Origin of the sequence: Amphritea pacifica, assembly GCF_016924145.1 — a bacterium.
In the GTDB taxonomy this organism is placed as follows: Bacteria; Pseudomonadota; Gammaproteobacteria; order Pseudomonadales; family Balneatricaceae; genus Amphritea; species Amphritea pacifica.
The window spans coordinates 1-22,024 of record NZ_JAFFZO010000031.1; the positions used below are offsets into that span (position 1 = coordinate 1).

Annotated in this window: 18 protein-coding genes; 16 read left to right on the forward strand and 2 right to left on the reverse strand. The window is 43.7% G+C overall.

What is annotated here, in order from left to right; all coding sequences use genetic code 11:
* Positions 1-372 precede the first annotated feature (372 nt).
* Positions 373-2,241, reverse strand: coding sequence for a hypothetical protein (locus JW499_RS16725; RefSeq protein ID WP_205211660.1), 1,869 nt, complete (start codon positions 2,239-2,241; stop codon positions 373-375).
* A gap of 439 nt (positions 2,242-2,680) precedes the next feature.
* Here JW499_RS16725 and JW499_RS16730 point away from each other — a divergent pair, with 439 nt between their 5' ends.
* The 11 genes from JW499_RS16730 (at position 2,681) to JW499_RS16780 (ending at position 14,579) form a co-directional block, all read left to right on the forward strand.
* Complete coding sequence (locus tag JW499_RS16730; RefSeq protein WP_205211661.1) at positions 2,681-2,962, forward strand: DVU3141 family protein; 282 nt, start codon at positions 2,681-2,683, stop codon at positions 2,960-2,962.
* A 59-nt stretch (positions 2,963-3,021) separates the two neighbouring features.
* The gene (locus JW499_RS16735) at positions 3,022-4,749 is read left to right on the forward strand and encodes a polysaccharide biosynthesis/export family protein (RefSeq protein WP_205211662.1); all 1,728 of its coding nucleotides are present in this window, start codon (positions 3,022-3,024) and stop codon (positions 4,747-4,749) included.
* Positions 4,750-4,818: 69 nt separating this feature from the next.
* The gene (locus JW499_RS16740; RefSeq protein ID WP_205211663.1) at positions 4,819-5,607 is read left to right on the forward strand and encodes an ABC transporter permease; all 789 of its coding nucleotides are present in this window, start codon (positions 4,819-4,821) and stop codon (positions 5,605-5,607) included.
* Positions 5,604-6,293 (forward strand): ABC transporter ATP-binding protein, encoded by a 690-nt coding sequence (locus tag JW499_RS16745; RefSeq protein WP_205211664.1) that lies wholly within the window; start codon positions 5,604-5,606, stop codon positions 6,291-6,293. The genes JW499_RS16740 and JW499_RS16745 overlap by 4 nt, the downstream gene beginning before the upstream one ends.
* Positions 6,294-6,341: 48 nt before the next feature.
* Entirely contained in the window at positions 6,342-7,430 is a 1,089-nt protein-coding gene (locus JW499_RS16750) for a KpsE/RkpR family capsule polysaccharide export protein (RefSeq protein ID WP_205211665.1), read from the forward strand.
* 69 nt (positions 7,431-7,499) lie between these two features.
* Positions 7,500-8,585, forward strand: coding sequence for a dTDP-glucose 4,6-dehydratase (gene rfbB, locus JW499_RS16755; protein WP_205211666.1), 1,086 nt, complete (start codon positions 7,500-7,502; stop codon positions 8,583-8,585).
* A complete protein-coding gene (gene rfbD / locus JW499_RS16760; RefSeq protein WP_205211667.1) occupies positions 8,582-9,478 on the forward strand; it encodes a dTDP-4-dehydrorhamnose reductase in 897 nt (298 codons plus the stop codon). The genes rfbB and rfbD overlap by 4 nt, the downstream gene beginning before the upstream one ends.
* A 3-nt stretch (positions 9,479-9,481) precedes the next feature.
* Entirely contained in the window at positions 9,482-10,357 is an 876-nt protein-coding gene (gene rfbA, locus JW499_RS16765) for a glucose-1-phosphate thymidylyltransferase RfbA (protein WP_205211668.1), read from the forward strand.
* A 141-nt stretch (positions 10,358-10,498) separates the two neighbouring features.
* Positions 10,499-12,298 carry a glycosyltransferase family 2 protein gene (locus JW499_RS22865; protein WP_205211669.1) on the forward strand — a complete coding sequence of 600 codons (1,800 nt, stop codon included), beginning with the start codon at positions 10,499-10,501 and terminating at the stop codon, positions 12,296-12,298.
* A gap of 3 nt (positions 12,299-12,301) precedes the next feature.
* Positions 12,302-13,561 (forward strand): glycosyltransferase family 4 protein, encoded by a 1,260-nt coding sequence (locus JW499_RS16775; RefSeq protein WP_205211670.1) that lies wholly within the window; start codon positions 12,302-12,304, stop codon positions 13,559-13,561.
* Positions 13,551-14,579: a hypothetical protein gene (locus tag JW499_RS16780; protein WP_205211671.1), complete on the forward strand. Its 1,029-nt coding sequence runs from the start codon at positions 13,551-13,553 to the stop codon at positions 14,577-14,579. Before JW499_RS16775 ends, JW499_RS16780 begins: the two co-directional genes overlap by 11 nt.
* Before the next feature lie 32 nt (positions 14,580-14,611).
* On the opposite strand, the gene JW499_RS16785 is transcribed toward JW499_RS16780, so the two are convergent.
* The gene (locus tag JW499_RS16785; RefSeq protein WP_205211672.1) at positions 14,612-15,808 is read right to left on the reverse strand and encodes a sulfotransferase domain-containing protein; all 1,197 of its coding nucleotides are present in this window, start codon (positions 15,806-15,808) and stop codon (positions 14,612-14,614) included.
* A gap of 395 nt (positions 15,809-16,203) precedes the next feature.
* Between JW499_RS16785 and JW499_RS16790 the strand changes: the two genes are divergently transcribed.
* The 5 genes from JW499_RS16790 to JW499_RS16810 all read left to right on the forward strand — a co-directional run bounded on the left by JW499_RS16790 (position 16,204) and on the right by JW499_RS16810 (position 22,024).
* On the forward strand, positions 16,204-16,740 hold the full coding sequence (locus JW499_RS16790) for a hypothetical protein (RefSeq protein ID WP_205211673.1): 537 nt from the start codon (positions 16,204-16,206) through the stop codon (positions 16,738-16,740).
* 66 nt (positions 16,741-16,806) lie between these two features.
* The gene (locus JW499_RS16795) at positions 16,807-17,166 is read left to right on the forward strand and encodes a hypothetical protein (RefSeq protein WP_205211674.1); all 360 of its coding nucleotides are present in this window, start codon (positions 16,807-16,809) and stop codon (positions 17,164-17,166) included.
* A gap of 529 nt (positions 17,167-17,695) precedes the next feature.
* Entirely contained in the window at positions 17,696-18,241 is a 546-nt protein-coding gene (gene rfbC, locus JW499_RS16800) for a dTDP-4-dehydrorhamnose 3,5-epimerase (protein WP_205211675.1), read from the forward strand.
* Between the two features lie 25 nt (positions 18,242-18,266).
* Positions 18,267-19,157, forward strand: a complete 891-nt coding sequence (locus tag JW499_RS16805) for an NAD-dependent epimerase/dehydratase family protein (protein WP_205211676.1) — start codon at positions 18,267-18,269, stop codon at positions 19,155-19,157.
* Positions 19,154-22,024 (forward strand): rhamnan synthesis F family protein, encoded by a 2,871-nt coding sequence (locus JW499_RS16810; RefSeq protein ID WP_205211677.1) that lies wholly within the window; start codon positions 19,154-19,156, stop codon positions 22,022-22,024. Before JW499_RS16805 ends, JW499_RS16810 begins: the two co-directional genes overlap by 4 nt.

Consider the following 22,024-nt stretch of genomic DNA (forward strand, 5'->3'; position numbering starts at 1 on the left):
CCGGGCTGTCAGGGTAAACTTACTCATGGCGTATCTCTCTTCTGTTGATTGCGATCTGGCGAGATCAATCAACAGGATACGCCACCCTCTCTATCTTTCTCCATACACCAGAAATCACCATATCTCTTAATTTAATGATGATAAGGTGATTCGTAATTGATTTCGAGTTATTGTGCTTTAGGTGTCTGAGTTGCTGGGTAGATTGTTTTTTGTGCATTGCTGTCTAACGCTCGGCTTAAAAAGTAAAAGCTAAAAGTACAGCGTCATCTTTTAGAAGCGGCAGAGAGTATCTGGTATTTTATTTGATGCCAGTAGTTATAATTCTTTCAGCCGCTTTTTTGTTTTCTATACAAGCATGGGTCGGTTTGACGGTTATATTAGGTCATTTATTTCTAGTTTGCAGTTTGAGAGGAATTTCGAAACTTCTGCTTTGTTATATTCTTTATTCGAATTATCTATAACTCCTTGTTGGCTATCCTTGGACATGATTTCTTTTATTGCAGCTAGATCTTCTGGCTTTGAAGAAATAAGAGTGGGATCTTTTATTAGTTTGTCGTAGTTAATTATTTGTAAGTTTTTGATTGAATTTTTTAATTTTTTCAGGCAGTTGTATCCTGTAGTGTAAGTGTAGGTTAATTCGCCTTCCTTCCAATTAAACTTACCGCTATAGCTTTTTGCCCAGTCTGATTTATTTCTGTACAGGAATATATAATTGGCATCTTTAAAGTTTGATATATAATCATCAATAAACTTATTTGTCTGACTTCTGAATTTGAATGATATCTTGCTATTTTTCGTAGGGTTGAAATTCTGGAATATATAAATTGATGTTTTGATGATATCTTTGTCGCCAGTTTGTGTAAAAACATCACATTCTGAAATCTCGAAAAATCCAGTTGAAGATAATAATTTTGAAACTAAGGTTGATCCACATCGTCCTATTGAAAATATAAAAGTAATCTTCTCTTGGTTGATTTCTCCTGATACGTGATGAGAAGGAATATCGCAAAGAATTATTGCATTATCTCTTTGCTCTGAATACAAAAAAGGAGCTTTGTACGCGGACTCATCGGTGTTTACCAGGTAAAGCCTACTATCTTCATAGCTGAAAGGTTTAAAAAGATTAAAGTTGATATCTTGCAGTTTTGCAAGGCTTCTTACTCCAAGATTAAAGTCTCTATAAGATGCTGATTTTGTTGATTTTTGTTTAATTTTTTTTGAGAGTATTGGTGTTAAGCCTACGGAGCTAGTCTGGCCGAGCTTGGCTCTAAGTTCATCAGATCTCCGAATAAGCATTTGACCTCCAGGCCGGAAGTTTTTTGCTAATTCAAAGGCAGCTAATGAAAAATCTAAGCTTTCCATCATGTTGGTGTTTGCTAAGTCTCTTAGTTTGTCTATCTTGTTTCCGTCGAATAGTTTTCCTACTATTTTCTCATATAGGCTCTCATTAAAGTTATTTCTCTGTAATATTTTGTAAGAGACCTCCGCAAAACTTCCATTGGATACAGCAGCCGTCAATTTTAAAGACTCTTTTTCAAATATACTGTTATAGTCGCTGAAGACTGGATGATATATTCCACCTCTTTTTATATGTGAAATATGCTTTCTTGTGAGATTGAAATCACCGTTTTTTGTTATTTTTATATCACTGCATTTGTAGCCATTATTTGCAAGGAATGAGCAAACAAAGGACTCATCGTTAGGCATGTTTCTACTGTCTATATTTCCATTGGCTATTAATTCTGATCGCTCTCTATATAAGTCTTTTATGGCGCTTCCTGTCAATCGGACGAGAGGAAATAATCCACCATAAATTTTATGTTTTGGATAGTGTTCTTTATAAATGCTGTGCCAATCCCACTTTTCAGCCCTAGGCCCGAAATTATGTATCATTAGGTCTGAATTGTTGTCGTCGGATTCGGTTATTAATTTACTTAGGGACTCATCGTCTATATAAACATCAGACTCTATAAGCCAGTAATAGTCGTAATCTGGGTGCTCATCATAAACGCGGTAGAAACAATAGTCCCCGCATTTCCATCCTAGTCTTCTGTCATCTGTTTGGAGTTTTCTTTCTCTTCTGAATTTAGGAAGAGATAGGCGGTTCTGAAAATCGTCTTGATCCTGGTCTATTAAATAGAAGATGTTTTTTTCTGGTATTTTTGTTTTTAATGTGTTGAATATGTTGACTTCGGCTTCCCCGATATCAATACATCTTATTATAAAGCAGTAATTCTTCATATAATGCTCTGTTGGGAATTTTGGGTTTTATGGGGATGGATTCTATAAGTGAGAGAAAACTTGGGCTATATGTATAACATGGCGTATTTTCGTGCTGCGTAATTGCATATGTGATTCCAATAATTTTAACAATTGTTAGTCTATGCTTTTCTGTTGTCTTTAGTGATGTACATATAGCTTGGAATCCATTCTTGATATAATTGTAGCGACTGTCAATATCTCTAAGAGAAAGCCCGTTTTGTCTGCGGATGCAGATGTTGTGAGCTGTTGTAACGTAGCTGCTCTGAGACATGTAAGTTAGCTTGATTATATTGTATGATCTTGGCCTGTAAATTTTGTTATGGATAGCAGATCGATGAAGCTGAATACCGCCCGAATAGTTAACTCTGCAGTTGTCTTGCTTTTAGTGACTTTTTTATCTGCATGTACCCCCCAGGCAATGCAGAAGCCCGATTCAGGGTATTCTTTTCAGACCTCTGTCGACAATAATGTTCTACCACAGGAGGTAGGTCAGGTCCTCACGGATAATTCTCAGGATCTATCCCTTGCCATTCCATCGGGGATGTTCCAGGGGAAAAACCTTATGGCGAATGCCACCTATTTTGCAGCCAGTGGGCGTTCCTGCCGGAAGGTGGTGATCAGTGACAATCTGTCGCAGCGGCACTACCTTGCCTGTACTGTTAAGGACAGCCGGTGGGAACTGATCCCGGTAACACTCTGATAACAGACTTCATGACCTCTCAGGTAATCCTTAGTGACAATGTTAAATGGAATTCATCTATGAATTTGTACAGCATCAATAAGAGTAGAAACATTATTTGTAAAAGTTTGATAGCCGGGGTTGCGCTGTTGTTATCTGGTTTTGCCAACGCGGCTATCGAAAGTGCCGGTGATCTTGATCCTGCGGTGCAGCAGTTGATGAGTGGCGGAGGGGGCATTGACGCTCAACAGGTGCAACAAAATATCGATTGGAAATCCGGAACCTATGGTCAGTTGGGCTCAAAAGATTCTGCTGATGCAGAGGTTATCCGCCCCTTTGGCAGTCAGTTGTTTGATGGCGGCTTCAGTGGTTTAAGGTCAGATGGACTTAATTCAGACTACAAAGTCACGCCGGGTGATCAGGTTGTTCTGCGTATCTGGGGTGCGATCGAGATGGAACGGGTGTTGCCGGTGGACGCCCGGGGAAATGTCTTTATTCCGACCATTGGCCCGGTCAGGGTTCAGGGACTGAGCCATAAAGATCTTGATACCCGCATTCGTGGAGCTGTCCGGGCGATCTATCCTGAAAATGTTAATGTGTATACCCAGGTTCAGGGCGTCCAGCCGGTGGGTGTATTTGTCACTGGTTTTGTCTCCCGTCCGGGCCGTTATGCAGGCACCCCAAATGATTCAGCTATCTACTTTCTAAACCAGGCGGGTGGCATTGATGATCTGATGGGGACATACCGTGCGATTAAGGTGATCCGTAACGGTAAAACAATTGAAACTATTGATCTGTATGATTTCTTATTAAATGGCCAGATGGTACGACCTCAGTTTCGCGACGGTGACACTCTGGTGGTAGGCGAGCGCCAGGCCTCGGTGGTGGTTACCGGTGATGTCGAGCGGTCATATCGCTATGAGCTGACAAAGAACGAGATGACAGGAGCGGCACTCACTAAACTCACGCATATGAAAGCAGGGGTCTCCCATGCGCTGCTGCGGGGTGATCGCAGCGGCGGGCCGCTAACCGGTTACCTGTCACTGGCTGACTTCAGACAGCAGCCACTGCAAAATGGCGACGAAGTCATTTTAAGTATCGATAAGCGTTATGACACCATTGTGGTTGAGCTTGAGGGCAGTTTTTATGGCCCGTCCCGTTACTCCCTGCCCCGGGATATAATGTTGCAGGACTTTCTTGATTCGATAGCGGTGCCAAAGGGTATTACTGACACGACCAGCATCTCTATGCGCCGGGAAAGTGTTGCTCAGCGGCAGAAAGAGTCTTTAGATGAAAGCCTGAGACGTCTAGAAGCCACCTATCTTGGGGCATCTTCCGCCACCTCACAGGAGGCCAGCATCCGTGTGCAGGAAGCCGAACTGATCACCAGGTTTATTGCCCGGGCTTCGAAAGCTGAACCCAGCGGTCGCCTGGTTGTGGCTTCTAATGACCATATAGCCAATATCCGCTTACAGGATGGCGATGTCATTACTATTCCGGAAAAGTCTGACTCGCTGCTAATCAGTGGTGAGGTGCTGGTGCCCCAGTCGGTGGTTTTTGAGTCTGGAAAAACGGTTGCTGATTATATCGATGGTGCGGGAGGCTTTAGCTCCCATGCCGATAAGTCAAAGATCCTGATCGTACGACAGAATGGAGAAGTACGTGATGCTGGAGATGTATCTTTGAAAGCCGGTGATGAGATTCTGGTATTGCCTGAAGTGCCAACCAAAAATCTGCAGCTGGCGACCAGTATTTCGCAGATCGTCTATCAGATTGCGGTGGCCACCAAAGTGGTGACGGGGCTGTAAGATGCAGATGTTGAAACTATCTGTCGGCCTGAGGCGAGGCTGTTGACCCCATGGAAAAAGGCTTTTTAGATGCTTAGCCCACGAACATCCTGGCAGGTAACCAAAGCGGTTTGGTACGCTTTGTTTATGCGGGAAGCCCTGTCCCGCACTACCGGTGACCGCTTTGCCTGGTTCTGGATGCTGGTTGAACCGGTCGCTATGGTCGTGGTGATGGTTTATTTACGGGGTGTCATAGCTGGTGGGCGGCATATAGCTGGGGCCGAGTTTATCCCCTGGATGTTGATTGGCCTGATGGGCTTTTACCTGTTCCGGGAGAATCTGCAGCGTTCTTTAGGAGCGATGCAGGGCTATAAGGGGTTGTTTGCTTACCGTCAGGTAAAATCCATTGATCCGGTTTTTGTGCGCTGCTTTATGGAGGGGATGCTGAAAACCTTTATCCTGGTTCTGTTTATTTTTGCCGGGGTTTTGCTGGATATTGATCTGATTGCAGATGATCCACTGTTTGCGCTGTTCTGCTGGTTTTCGTTGTGGTGTTTAGGGGTAGGAGCCGCGTTAACGTTTTCTGCTGTTTCGGAGTTGGTTCCGGAAGCTGGTAAAATTGTACGAATTACCTCGATGCCGCTTTTGATTATTTCAGGTGTGATCTTTCCCCTTAACTACCTGCCATACTGGATTCAGGAGTATCTGCTTCTTAACCCCATTGTTCACGGATTAGAGCTGCTGCGTATGGCTTTTTTCGAAAACTATCGTCATGTTGCGGGGATTGATATGGGATATCTTTGGTTCTGGAACCTTGGCCTTATCGCCTTTGGACTGATGTTGCATATCCGTTTTGAACCGAGACTAAAAGCACAATGATCAGCATCAGAGGGCTCTACAAGCGGTACCATAAACATCATGGAGGTGACTGGGTTCTTAAAGATGTCAATCTGGATATTCCTGAGGGCGTGAGTGTTGGCCTGATCGGGAGGAATGGTGCGGGTAAATCAACACTGCTCCGGTTGATTGGCGGGATGGATACTGCAGACAAAGGTGAAATTATTCGCGATTGCAGTGTTTCCTGGCCCATCGGTTTAACCGGAGGCTTTCAGGGGTCGATGACCGGCCGGCAAAATGTCAAGTTTGTCGCCCGTATTCATGGTGGTGAAACCCATTTGGCCGAAATTCTGCATAAAGTGGAAAGCTTTGCGGAGATCGGCAAGGCGTTTGACGAGCCGGTTAAAACCTATTCATCAGGAATGAGAGCGCGTTTGGCATTCGGGCTGTCATTGGCGTTTGACTTCGATGTTTACCTTTCTGATGAAGCGACCTCTGTGGGTGATCAGGTTTTCCGCCAGAAGGCAACTAAGGCGTTTAAAGACAAAGTGGGTAAAGCCAGTCTGATAATCGTTTCTCATGGCGAAGGGATCCTGAAACAGCTGTGTCAGGCGGGCATACTGATCGATAAAGGTAATGTTACCTGGTTTGATGATATTAATGATGCACTGGACGAGTATCACGCCAAAAATAGTCCGCCGAAGCCTCCGCCCGACAAGGGCAAATAATTTTATTGTTATAGCAAACGCAACGTTTATGTTTGGGATGAAAGGTTAATGAAACAACTTTTAATGAAAAACCCGGTCTGGGTGGTGTGTGGGGTTTTCATTGCACTGTCTGCTTTTTATTGGGGGGTGCTGGCCAGTGACCGGTATGTTTCTGAAGCCAATGTGGTGCTTGAGAGTCCACAGATTACCATTCCCACAATGGATGTGTCTTCATTATTGGGAGGCCCGACGGGAGAGAGTGGTGACATGCTGCTGCTCAGGGATTATCTGTTGTCCGTCGATATGTTGCGCGATATTGATCGCTTAGTGGGGTTTCGTGAACACTATTCCGCTGCTGGAATCGATTTTATTTCAGGGCTTAGCAGCGCCGATGTCCCTATTGAAGATCTGCATGAATACTACCTCAAGCGGGTTTCTGTTGAATTGGACGATTATGCTAATGTCCTGCGAATTAAAGTAGAAGCGTTCAGCCCTGAGATGGCCAATAAAATTGCCAGCTTGTTGCTTGAAGAGGGTGAAAAACATATGAACCTGTTAGGCAAGCGTCTTGCTGAAGAGCAGGTGCGGTTTTTGGAAGACCAGGTGGCGATGCTCAACGACAACTTTAATATTGCCCGTAACGAACTGCTGGATTACCAGAATAAAAATGGGCTGATCTCACCAACCGGTACGGTTGAAAGCATTAGCGCCGTAGTGGCAACCCTGGAGGGGAAGCTTTCTAACCTGCAGGCGGAAAAAACCATGCTGAAAAGTTATCAGAGCAGCAGCTCTCCCGCCATGGTTAAAATAGACAATGAGATAAAGGCGGTGCGGCACCAAATTGAGCAGGAAAAAAACAGAATGGCGCAGCAGTCGGGTAACGCACTGAATACCGTTACGGCTGAATACCAGACGCTTGAACTGAAGGTGAAGTTTGCACTGGATAGTTATTCCGGGGCGTTGGCCGCACTGCAAAGCACCCGTATCGAAGCTGCCCGCAAACTCAAGCAGGTGTCTGTGCTGCAAAGCCCGACATACCCGGAATACCCGCTGGAACCGCAAAGGCTGCACAATATTGCGATGTATGCCATTGTTGCACTGTTTCTGGGGTTAATTATGCAGATGTTGTTGCTGATTATTAAAGATCATCGGGATTAACCAGCTGTTTATAGAATCTTCGTTAAGATAAATACTACGAAGCGGTATGTGAGAATTAAAGGTATAGCTATGAGTAAGACGTTTTTAGTGACCGGAGGGGCGGGATTTATTGGCTCAGCTGTCGTCAGGGAGTTAATTCTCAACACAGAACACAGGGTCGTCAATGTCGATAAACTGACCTATGCAGGGAATACTCAGTCTCTTGCAACGGTATCGGACAGTGAGCGTTATTTTTTTGTGCATCAGGATATCTGTAACCGTGAAGCGATGGAAAAGGTGTTTGACGATTTTCAGCCAGATATAGTGATGCATCTGGCTGCAGAAAGCCATGTAGACCGCTCAATTGATGGTCCCGGTGAATTTATACAGACCAATGTTGTCGGCACCTACACACTGCTGGAAGCTGCTCGCAAGTATTTTCAGCAACAGAAAGCGCAGAATGCCGAAAAAGCGTTGGAGTTTCGTTTTCATCATATATCAACGGATGAAGTCTATGGTGATCTGCACGGTGCAGATGATCTGTTCACGGAAACGACGCCCTATGCGCCAAGTTCACCCTATTCCGCCAGCAAAGCCAGTTCTGACCATCTGGTCAGGGCGTGGCAGCGGACTTATGGATTGCCGACTCTGGTAACTAACTGTTCCAATAACTACGGACCTTATCACTTTCCTGAAAAACTGATCCCTCTGATGATTCTGAATGCCCTGGCTGGAAAAGCGTTACCGGTGTATGGCGATGGTAAGCAGGTGCGTGACTGGTTGTATGTTGAGGACCACGCCCGGGCCCTGATTCAGGTTGCTCAGCAGGGGCTTATCGGTGAAACCTACAATATCGGTGGGCATAACGAGAAGCAGAATATCGATGTTGTCTATACTTTGTGTGATCTGCTCGATGAACTAAGGCCGTCACAGAGCAATACAGAGGTTACAGTTAACAGCTATCGGGAACTGATCACCTTTGTATCAGATCGCCCGGGGCATGATCTGCGTTATGCCATTGATGCCAGCAAAATTGAACAGGATTTAGGCTGGGTGCCTCAGGAAACCTTTGAAACAGGGATGAGGAAAACGGTGGAGTGGTATCTCAGTAACCAGGACTGGTGGCAATCGGTACTGGATGGCAGTTATCAGGGCGAACGTCTGGGGTCACTATGAACATACTGGTTACGGGTGGTAGCGGTCAGGTTGGCTTTGAACTGCAGCGTAGCCTGGCTATCTTTGGTTGTGTCGATGCACCGGACCGGCAGCACCTGAACCTTGAAGATCTGGATCAGGTGGCCGCCTACCTTGAGGCGACAAAACCGGGGCTAATCGTCAATGCTGCAGCCTGGACCGCAGTAGACAGAGCGGAATCGGAGCAGGATAGCGCCCGTATCGTCAATGCAGACCTGCCAGCGGTGCTGGCGAGTTATGCGGCCAGGAACAATATCTGGTTGTTTCACTACTCATCCGACTATGTTTATCCCGGCAACGGAACAACACCCTGGACTGAAACTGATCAGACCGCCCCGTTATCTGTCTATGGTAAAACCAAATTGCTGGGCGATGACAATATCGCTGCATCTGGCTGTCACTATATGATTTTCAGAACCAGCTGGGTTTACAGCGCCCGGGGTAACAACTTTATGAAAACGATGCTCAGGCTTGGCGCAGAACGGGAGCAACTGAGTATCGTCAATGACCAGTGGGGCGTGCCTACCCCTGCGCGACTGATAGCAGAGATCACCGCGCTGGCTGTGAGTCGCTCACCGCAGCTGGCTTCACAAGATTCCGGTATTTATCATCTGGCGCCATCCGGCGAAACCAATTGGTGCAGGTTTGCTGAATCTATCTTCGCATTAGCACGGGAGGAGGGCGTTAAACTCAAAGTGGCGCAAGTGACAGGGATTCCCACATCAGACTATCCAACGCCTGCCCGCAGGCCATTGAACTCACGTTTGTCACTGAAAAAAATTGAACACGAGCTCGGAATCATCATGCCGGACTGGTATAGCCAGTTGCAGATGACATTAGAAGAATATCTGAGCCTGAAAAATAGAGAGGAATAAGTTATGGCGCGTAAAGGAATTATCCTGGCGGGGGGCTCAGGCACCCGTCTGCACCCCATTACCCTGGGCGTATCGAAACAGCTGCTGCCGATTTACGATAAGCCGATGATCTATTATCCGATCTCTGTGCTTATGCTATCAGGCATCCGCGAGATACTGATTATCTCAACACCTGAAGACCTGCCTCAGTATAAGAAGTTGCTGGGTTGCGGCAAACAGTTTGGTGTTCACTTTCAATATAAGGAGCAACCATCACCAGACGGTCTGGCGCAGGCATTTATTATCGGTGAGGAGTTTATTGGGCAGGATCCGGTGTGTCTCGTCCTGGGCGATAATATTTTTCATGGCCAGCACTTCTCTGATCAGTTACAACGGGCTGGCCTGCAGCAGCAGGGAGCCACTATTTTTGGTTATCTGGTCAGTGATCCTGAAAGGTTTGGTGTTGTCGAGTTTGATGCAGAGGGAAAGGCGATCTCTATTGAAGAGAAGCCTCTGAAGCCCAAGTCTGATTATGCTGTAACGGGGCTATATTTCTACGACAACGATGTGGTTGAGATCGCTAAACAGGTTAAACCCTCCTCAAGGGGTGAGCTGGAAATCACCAGTGTGAATAATGCGTACCTTGAGCGGGGCGATCTTAAGGTCGAAAAGCTGGGGCGCGGCTTTGCATGGCTGGACACCGGTACCCATGACAGTTTGCTTGAAGCTGGGCACTATGTGCAGACAGTCGAACATCGGCAGGGTCTCAAAATTGCCTGCCTTGAGGAGATTGCCTGGCGCAATGGCTGGCTGAGCCGTGAAGAGCTGTGTATGTATGGGGAAAATCTCTCAAAAACGAATTATGGTCGATACATAATCAGTTTGTTGGATGAGAAATAAAGCGCCCATTGTTATTTACTGAATACTGGGCAGATATCTATCTGCATGAAGTCCGGTATTGAACAGATTTTTTATCGAGATATGTTTGCTGACTAACCTTGATGTTTAAAGTGATAGCGACAACTGAACAGGGAGCTGCCAGTGTTAAAGATTTTTGAGAAAAGTAACAAACTAACTGAAGAGAAGATCAGAAGCATTATTGCTAAAGATTTTGATGCAGGCTTTTATCGTCAGGAGTATGAGCTGGTTCTCAATGGTCAGGACCCGCTGGAACATTTCCTCAAGGTTGGCTCAAATGAGGGGTTTGATCCCTGCGGCTGGTTCTCCATAGACGACTATCTCCTTGATTTCCCTGATGTCAGTGAAACCGGGGTCAACCCTTTCTTTCACTATCTCTATTATGGAAGAAAAGAGGGGCGGGATATCAAACCCAGCAAGAGGAACAAAGCGACGCTGTCCGATAACCCTCTGGTGGATCTCGCTAGCCATACAATCGACGATGATGCCGACACTTTTTATCATAGTCTCTATTACAAAGAGGCCAGAAACTTACTGGATAACGAGAGCTTTACTGTCGAACGATGGAAAAAATGGATAAAAAAAGTTAAACAGGAATCCGCACCGCATCCAAATGTAAAAGCCTATATAGAATCAGCCGTTGTCTCTGAACGGGGTTCATCCGGACTGTTAGTTGGGTGGGTTGTCAGTAGTCCCGATTCAATCGTCTGGATTGAAGATGAAGAGGGCACGCCAACATTTTTAACTCAGGCCCATCGAATTTTCAGGGAGGATGTGTATAAGGCTTTCCTGACAAGCTTTGATAAGGCTGAGATCAACAGCGGCTGTTTAGTGCCAGTCAAAAATATCAGTCCTAAAGAGACTCTCACAATATACGCTTTGTCATCTAAAGGTGTGCATAGATTATCATCGGCCGAGGCAGGCTATCTTGATTCTCAACCGGCTGAGATGGCTAAGTGGCTGTTCACGATCGAATCGAAACCTTCCGATCAGGTGGATATTTTCAGACATATTTTCTGGCCTATGCTCAGCGAGCAGATCGCCCGGAACAACCGTGTGATCGCCAGAATGCCTGTCTCTGTGGAACAGTATGGCGAGGTTCAGGACCCTTTGATCAGTATCATCATACCGCTTTACGGCCGTATCGATTTTATTGAAGGGCAGATGGTCTCTTTTGTTTCAGATGAGTTTATTAAAAGCCAGACAGAGATTATCTACGTCGTTGATGACCCAACATTGGTTGAGAAGTTAAGAACACTGGCGAAGGAGATCTATGATCTTTATAAAGTCTCTTTCAAGGTTGTGTTTGGTGGGGTCAACAGAGGGTTCTCCGGAGCCAACAACCTTGGTGCAGAACACGCCAGCGGCGCCTACCTTCTGTTCATGAACAGTGATGTCTTTCCTAAGTCTGCGGGATGGTTGGAGCCGATGTTAGAGGCATTAAAAACAAATCCTGAACTGGGGGTTATTGCGCCGCGGCTGTTATTCGCAGATGGCTCAATTCAACATGCGGGAATGGTATTTCAGTATCGGTCAGATATCGGTATCTGGATCAATCACCACCCCCATATGGGGCTTGATCCGATTCTGGATCCTCATCAGGCGTTGACAAAAATGCCTGCGGTTACAGGCGCCTGTATGCTGATCTCCAGAGAAGACTTTGACGCCGTTGAAGGATGGGATACAGGCTATCTGATAGGTGATTTTGAGGATTCTGACCTCTGCTTAAAACTGCTGGAAAAAGGAAAGGGCTGTGGTTATCTGCCGTCTGTTGAACTGACACATCTGGAGCGACAGTCATTTGGCTTAACAGGCACTCCGGATTTTCGAACCAAGGTTGTGATTCTTAACGCTTCCCGGCATATGACCCGTTGGTCTGATTTGATTGAAAAGTTAGCGGCGAAACCTGAGGCGGCGTATTAAATTATGAAAAATCGAATTCTTGTAATCTCCCATGGGCATCCCGATTTTAGTTTAGGTGGCGCCGAGATCGCGGCTTATAACCTGTTTAATGCCTATCAACAGCACCCCGATGTTGAAGATAGCTGGTTTCTGGCACGTGCGGACCGTGGACGCGGCGCAACGGGGCAGATTCGGAAACGTCGTGAAAATGAATATCTGTGGGAACAGGGCATCGGTGATTGGCATCTGCTAAAAGCAGAACAGCAACAGTCGCTGACTACATGGTTTACCGATCTGATTCAGGCGTTGAAACCCACCATTGTTCATATGCATCATTATGCACATATGGGGATTGAGTTCATCAGGGTTATTAAACAGATAAACCCTGAGATCCGTATCTTCTTCACCATCCATGAGTATATGGCTATCTGTAAGCATAACGGCCAGATGGTGAAAACAGGGGAAGGTCATAAGCTGTGTAGTAGCGAGTCCTATGATGAGTGCCATCAGTGTTATCCGCAACATACGGCGGAAGACTTTTGGTTAAGAAAACACTACATAAAAAGTCATTTTGATCTGATCGAAGGTTTTATCTCGCCGTCTGAGTTTCTGCGACAGCGGTATATCCAGTGGGGGATAGATGAAAGTAAGATCATTGTAATCGAAAATGGTCAGCAGGATATTGAGACGCTCCCTCCCAGAGAGCTCGCGGATGGAGAAACACGTAACCGGTTTGCGTATTTCGGCCAGGTGAACCCCTATAAAGGGATCGATGTATTATTGCAGGCATTGTTAAGTCTCAAGAAAAAACAACGGAAAAAACTGGTAGTTGAGATACACGGAGCCAATCTGGAGCAGCAAACCGGTGAGTTTCAGGAGAAAGTGAAGGAGATGGCCTCTAAGCTTATCGAGGAAGGCTGTCTTCGCTGGGTAGGGCCCTACCGTCCTGATGAGCAGATGAAGCGGATGCAGAGTATTGACTGGGTGATTGTCCCCTCCATCTGGTGGGAAAACTCCCCCATGGTGATACAGGAAGCGTTTGTCGCTGGCCGTCCTCTGATTGTTTCCGATATAGGCGGGATGGCAGAGAAGGTCAGAGATGGCGTGGATGGTGTCCACTTTAGTGCTGGAAACCCGGTTGACCTGGGGATCAAGCTGTTGAATCTTTCTGGCAACAGTGAAGTTTGGGATAACTTGAGAAGCGGTATTGAGAAGCCTATTAATTACCAAGAGTGTGCACTAAAACACTTGTTTTTTTGGGGTTTGAAGCGGTATGAATGTTGAAAATGAAATTACTCTTTATGTACACATTGGGTATGGTAAAACAGGTAGCTCATCTATTCAGAAAACGTTGAAAAGAAATGGTGATTTTCTAAAGAATAATGCTGCCTTTTATATTGGGTTAATGGGAGAATTGCTTCCTGGAGAAAAATATTCTTGGCAGATTCCTTTTGGTTGGGGGCGTCTGCTTAAGTTAGGTGAGACTGGGATTAAAGAGCTAAAGGCTATGCTCTTAGATAATATGCGAATTTTGAAAGATGAGGGGGTAGAGAAAGTAATATGGTCTAATGAGTCATTTTTGAAGAGCCCGCTAATTGTTATTGATATTCTCAAATTTCTTAAAGAGAATGGTGTTAATATACAGGTTATTGCGTATGTTAGAAGGCATGATGCATGGGCTAGATCTGCATATTTGCAATGGGGGTTGAAACATAAAACATATCGAGGAAAAGTAAAATCATTTAAAGAGTGGGTGAAGTCAAATACGCCTGATTTTTATGGCTATCTATCCCAGTGGGTTGAATTGGACTGGGGTAATACGGTTGTAAGAAACTTTGATTGTGTTGAGAATGTTACAGATGACTTTATTCAGCTGCTTGATTTGAAAGGGGACTATTTGAACTGTCGTGATAATGATACGCCTAGTTCGACTGCTTTATATTTATGGGCTTTATATAATAATCAATATGAACGGCAGGTGTTACCAGGCGAACTATATGGCTTTCTTGTTTCTCATGGAATTATTGGAACCCATATAAATGAGTTAGATTATTGTTCTCTATTTCCAAGTGCTAATGATCTTGAAGAGGTGGTGAAAAATTCTGAAAGAGATAGAGTGCAGGTAAATAGTGTTTTACGAGAACAGGGGCAAGAAGCCTTATCTGATATACCACTTGAAGAAAAAAATTATAACGTGACTCAGTCTCAAATTAACGCAGTGTTTCTTAATGTTATTAAAAAGCAGCAAGAAGAAATTGCTAGTATAAAAGAAATATTGTTGCGAAATAATATTTCTATCTAATATATGGTTATAGTTTATATAGGTGGAGTGCTTTATTTTTTATTGTTTCTTATATTGATGCCTTTGTATTCAATGATCTTCTTTTTAATGAAGCCTCCGCTAGGTCGTATTCCTTCCGCTAGTTCCATAAATAATAACGCTTTTTTGATGTCATTTTTCTCGTAAAGTAATGCTGTATCTCGAAAGAGATCGGCGTAATGATCAGGTAGATTATTAGAGTTGTATAGTTGGTGGATTATTTCATAAATAGAATCAAAGTCTACTTTTGATGTCTTTTGTATGGGCTCTTTGTATTTGAATAAACAACTTGTATTGTTTAAGTATTTTTCGTTCACTTCTCTGTTTGATTCCTTGAATTCATTGTATATTCTTTTGTAATTTTCTTTGCTTAATGTGATTCCTTTTCCTTTGAAGTTTTTGCTTATAGTGCTTAAGAGTTTTGCTTTGTCTTCTTTTGTTTTTTCGGTTTTTATTGAATTGTTAATAGTTTTGTTTATTGATAATCCTAGTGCTTGACCTATATCATTTAATGATTCATTTTGTGCTGATTTTTCTCTGGTTAAGCCGGATGTCGGGTTTATATTTAAAATGTAAAGAAAGTCTGTTATTAAATCATTATTTATAAGTTGTGACTTATCGAAAACTCTAACTATGATGTTTTCTTTTCCGAATACTTCCGACCAGTTTTCTAACATTTTTTTGTAGTTGTAATATGTATTATTAATATTGCACTGTTCAGTGAGATATGAGAAGTCATTGGGTGAGCCAGACTTTATTGAGGTAGAAAAGAGTGAGGTGCAAGTTTCAGATTGCTCTCTTAAATAGCATATTATTTTAATATTGCTGTAAAAGGGGGTTAAGAGGGATTTTAACTTTGTGATCTCTTTTTTTGAGTCTATCCGAGAATGAAAGTGCTCACTTGAAATAATAATTGAATTAATGGAGTCAGAAAGATTTGAGATTTCTTTTTGGAATTTTTGAGCTGTTTCTTTGTTGTGCTCCTCTTTTTTTTCAATAGTAATAAGGTTTAAGTCTCTAAAATAGTCATCAAACTTATGGTCAGCCATAGTGTAAGAGGCTAATGCTCGATTATTTTTATTTCCAGGAGACTGAATAAAGTGATAGCCTTTATCTGAAAGCCTGTCGCGGTTTTCATAAAGAAACTCCTGAATCGAAGTGGTTCCAGTCTTTTCTATGCCGATATGTAGGAATATGTTACGTTTTTTCATAACCGTTAAAAATGTAATGTTTAGGTTAAAAAATATTAGAGGGTATTATATGCCTTTTTGGGATGTAAAAAAACAGCTAAGACGATCTGGCCGTCTTTGATTCCAAAACTGACATGTTTTAATGTCGTACCGCTAGATTTTATAGCTTTGGGGCCGGGAGAGGAAGTGCGCTTAGTTAACTAGAAGGTAATAGGTTGCAGTGTTATATAAAGTTCAATTAGGTGTAAATAGATGCAAATGGGTGAAAATGGGTGTAAATAAGTGCAAAGTTACATCAAGGATAGGTTGTTATGAGTACATGCGCAGTCAGAATTTAGATCGGTCTTGCTGGATTTCTTGTAGGGGCGATGCTGCAATTATATAGACTATTTTTTCGAATTTTGTGAGGGCTTTACATGGAATTGGAAGATAATCCACATCTGCTTGTCAAAAATGGAGTTGTGCAAATGACAGATGGGACCTTGTTTTTAAGACAGAAGTTAGGTGCGCAGCGGCAGTTTGACTATTTACAAAAAAAACTTGAAGTGACACAGGATTTTATGACCAGCTTTAATCGAAATGTAGAGATGAGTCAGGCATATTGTTCTAATAAAAATATCTCATATCTGCACGTGATCTTTCCTGCAAAACCTGTTGCTTTTAGAAAAAGGTTTGAGTCAATTGGCGTGCATATAAGTCCGATAGTGAATGAGTTTTATCTGTCAAATTTGAATGTGTATTACCCAAGATTAGAAGAAATTAGAGAGGATTGGTTTATAAAAGATAATACGCATTGTTCATATTTAGGTTATTTTTCAGTTATAAAAGATGTTGTGGCTAGAGTTGGTGTTAATATTTCAGGTTATAGTTATACTTTGCATGAAAAAGAAGTTTTGGGTGATTTGGGAAGGATGATAGGATCTTCGCCTTTAAGTAGTAAATATATTAAGTGATTTGATTTTTATTCTAAGATATCTACTTTTTCTATAAGATCGGCTTTGCCGGGTAATACTGGAGATATGCAAATAAAATATAATTCAAGAGCCCCGGTTAAAAAGCGGATTCTTGCTTTTGGAGATGGTTTTATTTTAGGGGCTTTTGAGGTTTTATCGTATTTTTTTGAAGAGATTATTTATGTTAGAAGTCCTTATGTTTTGCCTGATGTAGCTGATTGTTTATCTCCTGATATTATACTAACAAGTAATGCGGAAAGGTATCTTCCTGTTTTTTCAAATTTTGAATCGGATAAGCCTTTTTTTATAAATTATTTTAATCGGATGGTTGATTTCGGTAGAGTGCCGAGAGGTCTATTAAGGCCTTTCAAGCGTTTTTTAGTGGGAGATATTCTACGGAGTATTGTAAGTGGAAAGATGGCTTAAATGTAGAGGATGTTATTAAGGGGAGTAGTGTTCCTGAATTAGAGAAACGGGCGATAGGGAATAGTGTTTTGATTGATGGTATGCGTGATTATGCTATAAAAATTCATGATTCTGATCCGGAGCTGGCTTTTAGGTTGATAAGTATTGCTCATAAATTAAGGCCCAACGGTGTTGTAATAAAAAGAATATATGAAGAGTACAAGGCTAAAGGGTTTTGAATAATGGATGAAAATATTTACATAATCATCAGTTGGCTCGTGACATTGAAAAATCTTTTATCCGGCCGCTGATGGCACCTCAGTAGCGGAGGTCGTATCAGGCTTGTCGATACCGTTGATCTACAGTTTGTTAAGATGGACTATCAACTGCCAAACTGCAATCAACAATGTTAGTATTGGTTGCTGTGTTTTACGGGTGTCTGAGAGTTGAAGCTCAGCGCTCGAACCCGGCATCGGGTCGGAGCTTTAGCTATATAGATCACGATCAGAAAGTCACTGGTCATGCGATCATTTAAGGAACAAAACTGAGTATGAAGTACGAAAAATTGGCGATTCCGGATGTCGTATTACTAACCCCACAGGTGTTTGGAGATGAACGGGGGTTTTTTCTTGAAACCTACCGGCAGAGTGAGTTTGAGGCTAACTGTGGCGGGTTTACCTTTGTTCAGGACAATCATAGCAAGTCGTCAAAAGGGATCCTGAGAGGTCTTCACTATCAGTTACGTAACCCCCAGGGTAAGTTAGTCCGTGTTACCCGTGGAGAGGTTTATGATGTTGCCGTTGATATGCGTAAGGGTTCACCCACATTCGGCAAGTGGGTTGCCGCGACGCTGAGTGAAACGAATAAACAGTTGCTGTGGATACCGCCCGGATTCGCTCACGGCTTCTATGTCACCAGTGAGGAGGCAGAGTTTCAATATAAGTGTACTGACTACTACGCGCCAGGGGATGAGTACTCGCTTTTATGGAATGATCCGGTTTTAGGCATCGACTGGCCTGTTACCGGTAGCGGGCCGGTTCTTTCTGAAAAAGATTCAGTCGGCGACTTATTTAAGGATGCCCGCTATTTTGAATAGCGGCTGCAGATTCGTAGGCCTATAGATGAATAGAGTATGCTTGCTAGGATCTACCGGCTTTATAGGCAGAAGCTTAGCCTCTCATTTCGATCAGACCGGTGTTGACTGGGTAGGTGTTTCACGAAGTGCGGATGATGCTAAGTCTTATTCTCTCGAGTTAAACGGTGTTGAGAGAGTCATCGAACTGATCTCTGATTGCCCTGTCGTTGTCAACGCTTCCGGGTCACTGAAACCTGCCGACTTTGCTACTGATTTTCCAAATGCGATGGGGCGTTTTTGGGAAGATCAGCGTCAGTTGAATAACATGCTGGTGTCAGCAAATGTCCGGCGACTTATACATATATCATCCGCAGGCACTGTTTATGGTGAAGCCAGAGGTAATGGCAGCCGGGAGGATGATATGCTGAATCCTAAATCATGGTATGGACGATCGAAGCAGATTGAGGAAGCTCTCCTGAGTGAGACGATGAGAAAAACCGGAGGGGAATTCGTTTGTGCCAGAGTATCAAACCCTTTTGGCAATGAGGATGCGTCGCATCATGGTTTTCTCGATGTGCTGATTAACTGCATTAGAAATAGAAATGAGTTTATTGCGGGCTTTCCAAGGCATGCGTTAAGAGATTTTATTTATGCCCCCGCGATGGCCGAGATGGTTGCCAATATCGCTCTGTCAGACGTATCTGGTGTATATAATGTAGCCTGTGGCAAGTCGATTGAACTGGAGCAGCTTTTAAGCTTTGTGGAGAGCAATTTCGACGGCGTTAAAATTAAAAGGGAAGCGTGTATCTGTTCAACGGATGTTGTTAGCAGTGTTATCTCGATAGATAAATATCTGCGTCACTTTGGTGAAGTTGAAAAGAATAATATTTCTGTATATCAGTATGTTAAAAGTGAGTTGATAGATATCGCGATATGAAAGAAAAGAAGAATGAAATCAATAAAGCTGAAGATGTCACTGGTAGTGATATGACAGGTGGTGTGTCTGTTAAAAGTGAAGGTGAGTCAGGGAAAGAATTATCAAAAGATTTGATGGCCCATTACTACCATATAATTAACTCGAAAGGGCTGGACTGGTCACACTATATCGAAATGTATAACCTCGATGAAGATGATGACCCTATAGCACACTACATTCTGAATTGGCAGCGCTGCCCCCTGATAATTCCGGCAGTATTTGATTCTGCTTTCTATGTGGAACGCTATCAGGATATTCGTGAATCGGGTGAAAACCCTCTTGTTCATTTTATTGAACATGGCGAAAATGAAGCACGTATTCCCTATTCTTCGGATGATATATCTGAGCCAGTGCTGGAACCGGAGGATGAAGATCCGGACTTCGTGCTTCTGACCTCATGCAACCAGATTGATTGGGGTGAATATAAAGCTAACTATTGTCCTGATACTGTGAAGCATCCGGCGAACCACTACCTGCAGAACTGGGATAATCTGACTCCGGTTTTTAGCGGCTTTTTTGATACATCGCTTTATTATGCTTTATATCCTGATATCAGAAATAATCTGATCAACCCTCTACTCCACTATATCAAACATGGGATTTCTGAAGGGCGAATTGGTTGGATAGAAAAGCAGGACTACCTTGAGGCTGGTGGCCGGGAGTTTGACCCCTCGCTCAAGACTCTGATCGTTTGTGCACATGAAACCTCTTATACCGGGGCCCCTATCGTTGCACTCGAAATTGCCCGGCGCTTTAACGCAAACCACAACATTGTCACCGTCGGCCTGAGAAAAGGTGAAATGCATAACGCGTTCTTAAGCACTGGTTTTTTGCATATAAATTTCCCCCATGGCCCCCACGTTATATTTGCCAAGCAGATTCTGGGTGAATTACTTAAAGACTATAAAGTTGATGCGGCCGTATTAAACTCTGTTGAGTCATTAAATTTTCTGGATGCTGCCGCTTATTTTGAAATTCCGACGGTGAGCCTGATTCATGAGTATGCGGACTATACTCTACCGCGTGGAAAAATAAGTCGTGCGATATATACCTCAGACGTGGTGATCTACCCTGCTGAGTCGATTAAATTGTCCGGCCTGGACGAGTTAAAAGAGACGACCGCATTACGAACCGAACCAAATCATATCATTGTTAAACCCCAGGGAAGCATAAAGTTTGATGCCGCGGTCGATACCGGGGAATCAGAAGCATCATTAAGGCAAAAGTTGAAGATACCCCAGGATGGGATCGTGATTGCCGGTGCCGGGTATGTTCAGCAGCGTAAAGGCGTGGATTGGTTTTTTGAAACCTGCTACTACTTACTAAAACGGATGCGCTCAGAATCGGATCCTCGTGCCGAGCAGTTATATTTTGTATGGATCGGGGATGGCTTTAGCTCTGAAGATATGGCTGTATCTGTCTGGTTAAGCGCTTTTTTAAAGCGGGCAGGCATCGAGAACCGCTGTTACTTTTCCGGCCATGTAGATTCTGTCAGTAAAGCTCTGAAGGAGGTCGACCTGTATCTGCTGACCTCCCGCCTGGATCCGTTTCCGAATGTTGCTATCGATGCGCTCGATGCAGACTGTAGCATCGGCTGTTTTGAGTCTGCCAGTGGTATTGCTGATTTCCTGAACGAGTATCCTTCCAGAAGCGTGATTGCTCCCTACGGTGATTGTTACGCATTGGCTGATCGGGTCTTCGAAAATTTCGAGACACTAACAGATCGAAACGGTGTTAACAGCTCTCTATGTGAAGAGAAACTCTGTTTCAGTGATTATACTCAGGTGCTTGAGTCAGCAATCGAGAGTGCAATCACGAAAAAGTCAGCAATTCAGAACGTTATTGCTGAAAACGCAGCCTTTAAGTCACGCTTCGACGGCACTTTTTATGGGATGGATTTTTGTGATGGGGATCGGCAACACCACTTCCTGTCCTTATTGCAGAAAGGTATTGTTTTTTCCAAGCCTTATCCCGGATCTGCGATTCAGAGCAGGTTCAGGGTGTATAACTATAGTGATGATCAATCGTTTTCTGATTATGTGACCTCGGTTTTTGCTGATTCTGAAAACACCCGGGAGCCGGTTTTAAGGTTGCCTAGTGAGTCGGACGAGTTGTTTTCGGGGAAAATAGCGATACAGTTTCATGTGTATTACAAAGAGCTGATTGCGGAGTATGCCCACTACTTTAGTCATCTGATCGATCATGATGTAGATCTATTCGTTAGTCATGTTGAACCTTTAACCGATGCGGAAGTGGAGCTGTTAAGAGGCTCCGTTTCAGGAAAACTGTATCTGGATTTAGTGGATAACTGCGGTCGTGATATCCTGCCATTTCATCGATCATACTGTCAGCAACTTACAGATCAGTATGAGGTGGTTGGTCATTTTCACACCAAGAAATCGGTCGACTGTGTGGGCGGAATCGGTGACCGCTGGAGAACCTATTTACTGCAAAATCTGTTGGGTGGTGACGGGGTTGCAAAGCAGGTGCTCTCTATTTTTAACGACTCAAAGGTTGGACTTGTCTATGCTGAAGACCGGCATTGTGTCGATGAAGGCACTAACATGCCGTATATAGTTGAGTTAACGAAGAAAATGGGGTTGCAACCCCAGGTTGAGTATTACAGTTATCCTCTCGGGACTATGTTTTGGGCGAGAACTCAGGCCCTTGCTCCCCTGTTGAAAGTTGATAAAAGCACTTTCAAACTTGAAGAGCCGATCGCTTATGACGGCTCTGTTTTGCACGCTTTTGAACGGATCATTCCTCAGATTGTTGAAAGTACGGGGGCAAGTATTCAGAAGGTCTATTTAGCCGGTACTGATTGGTAA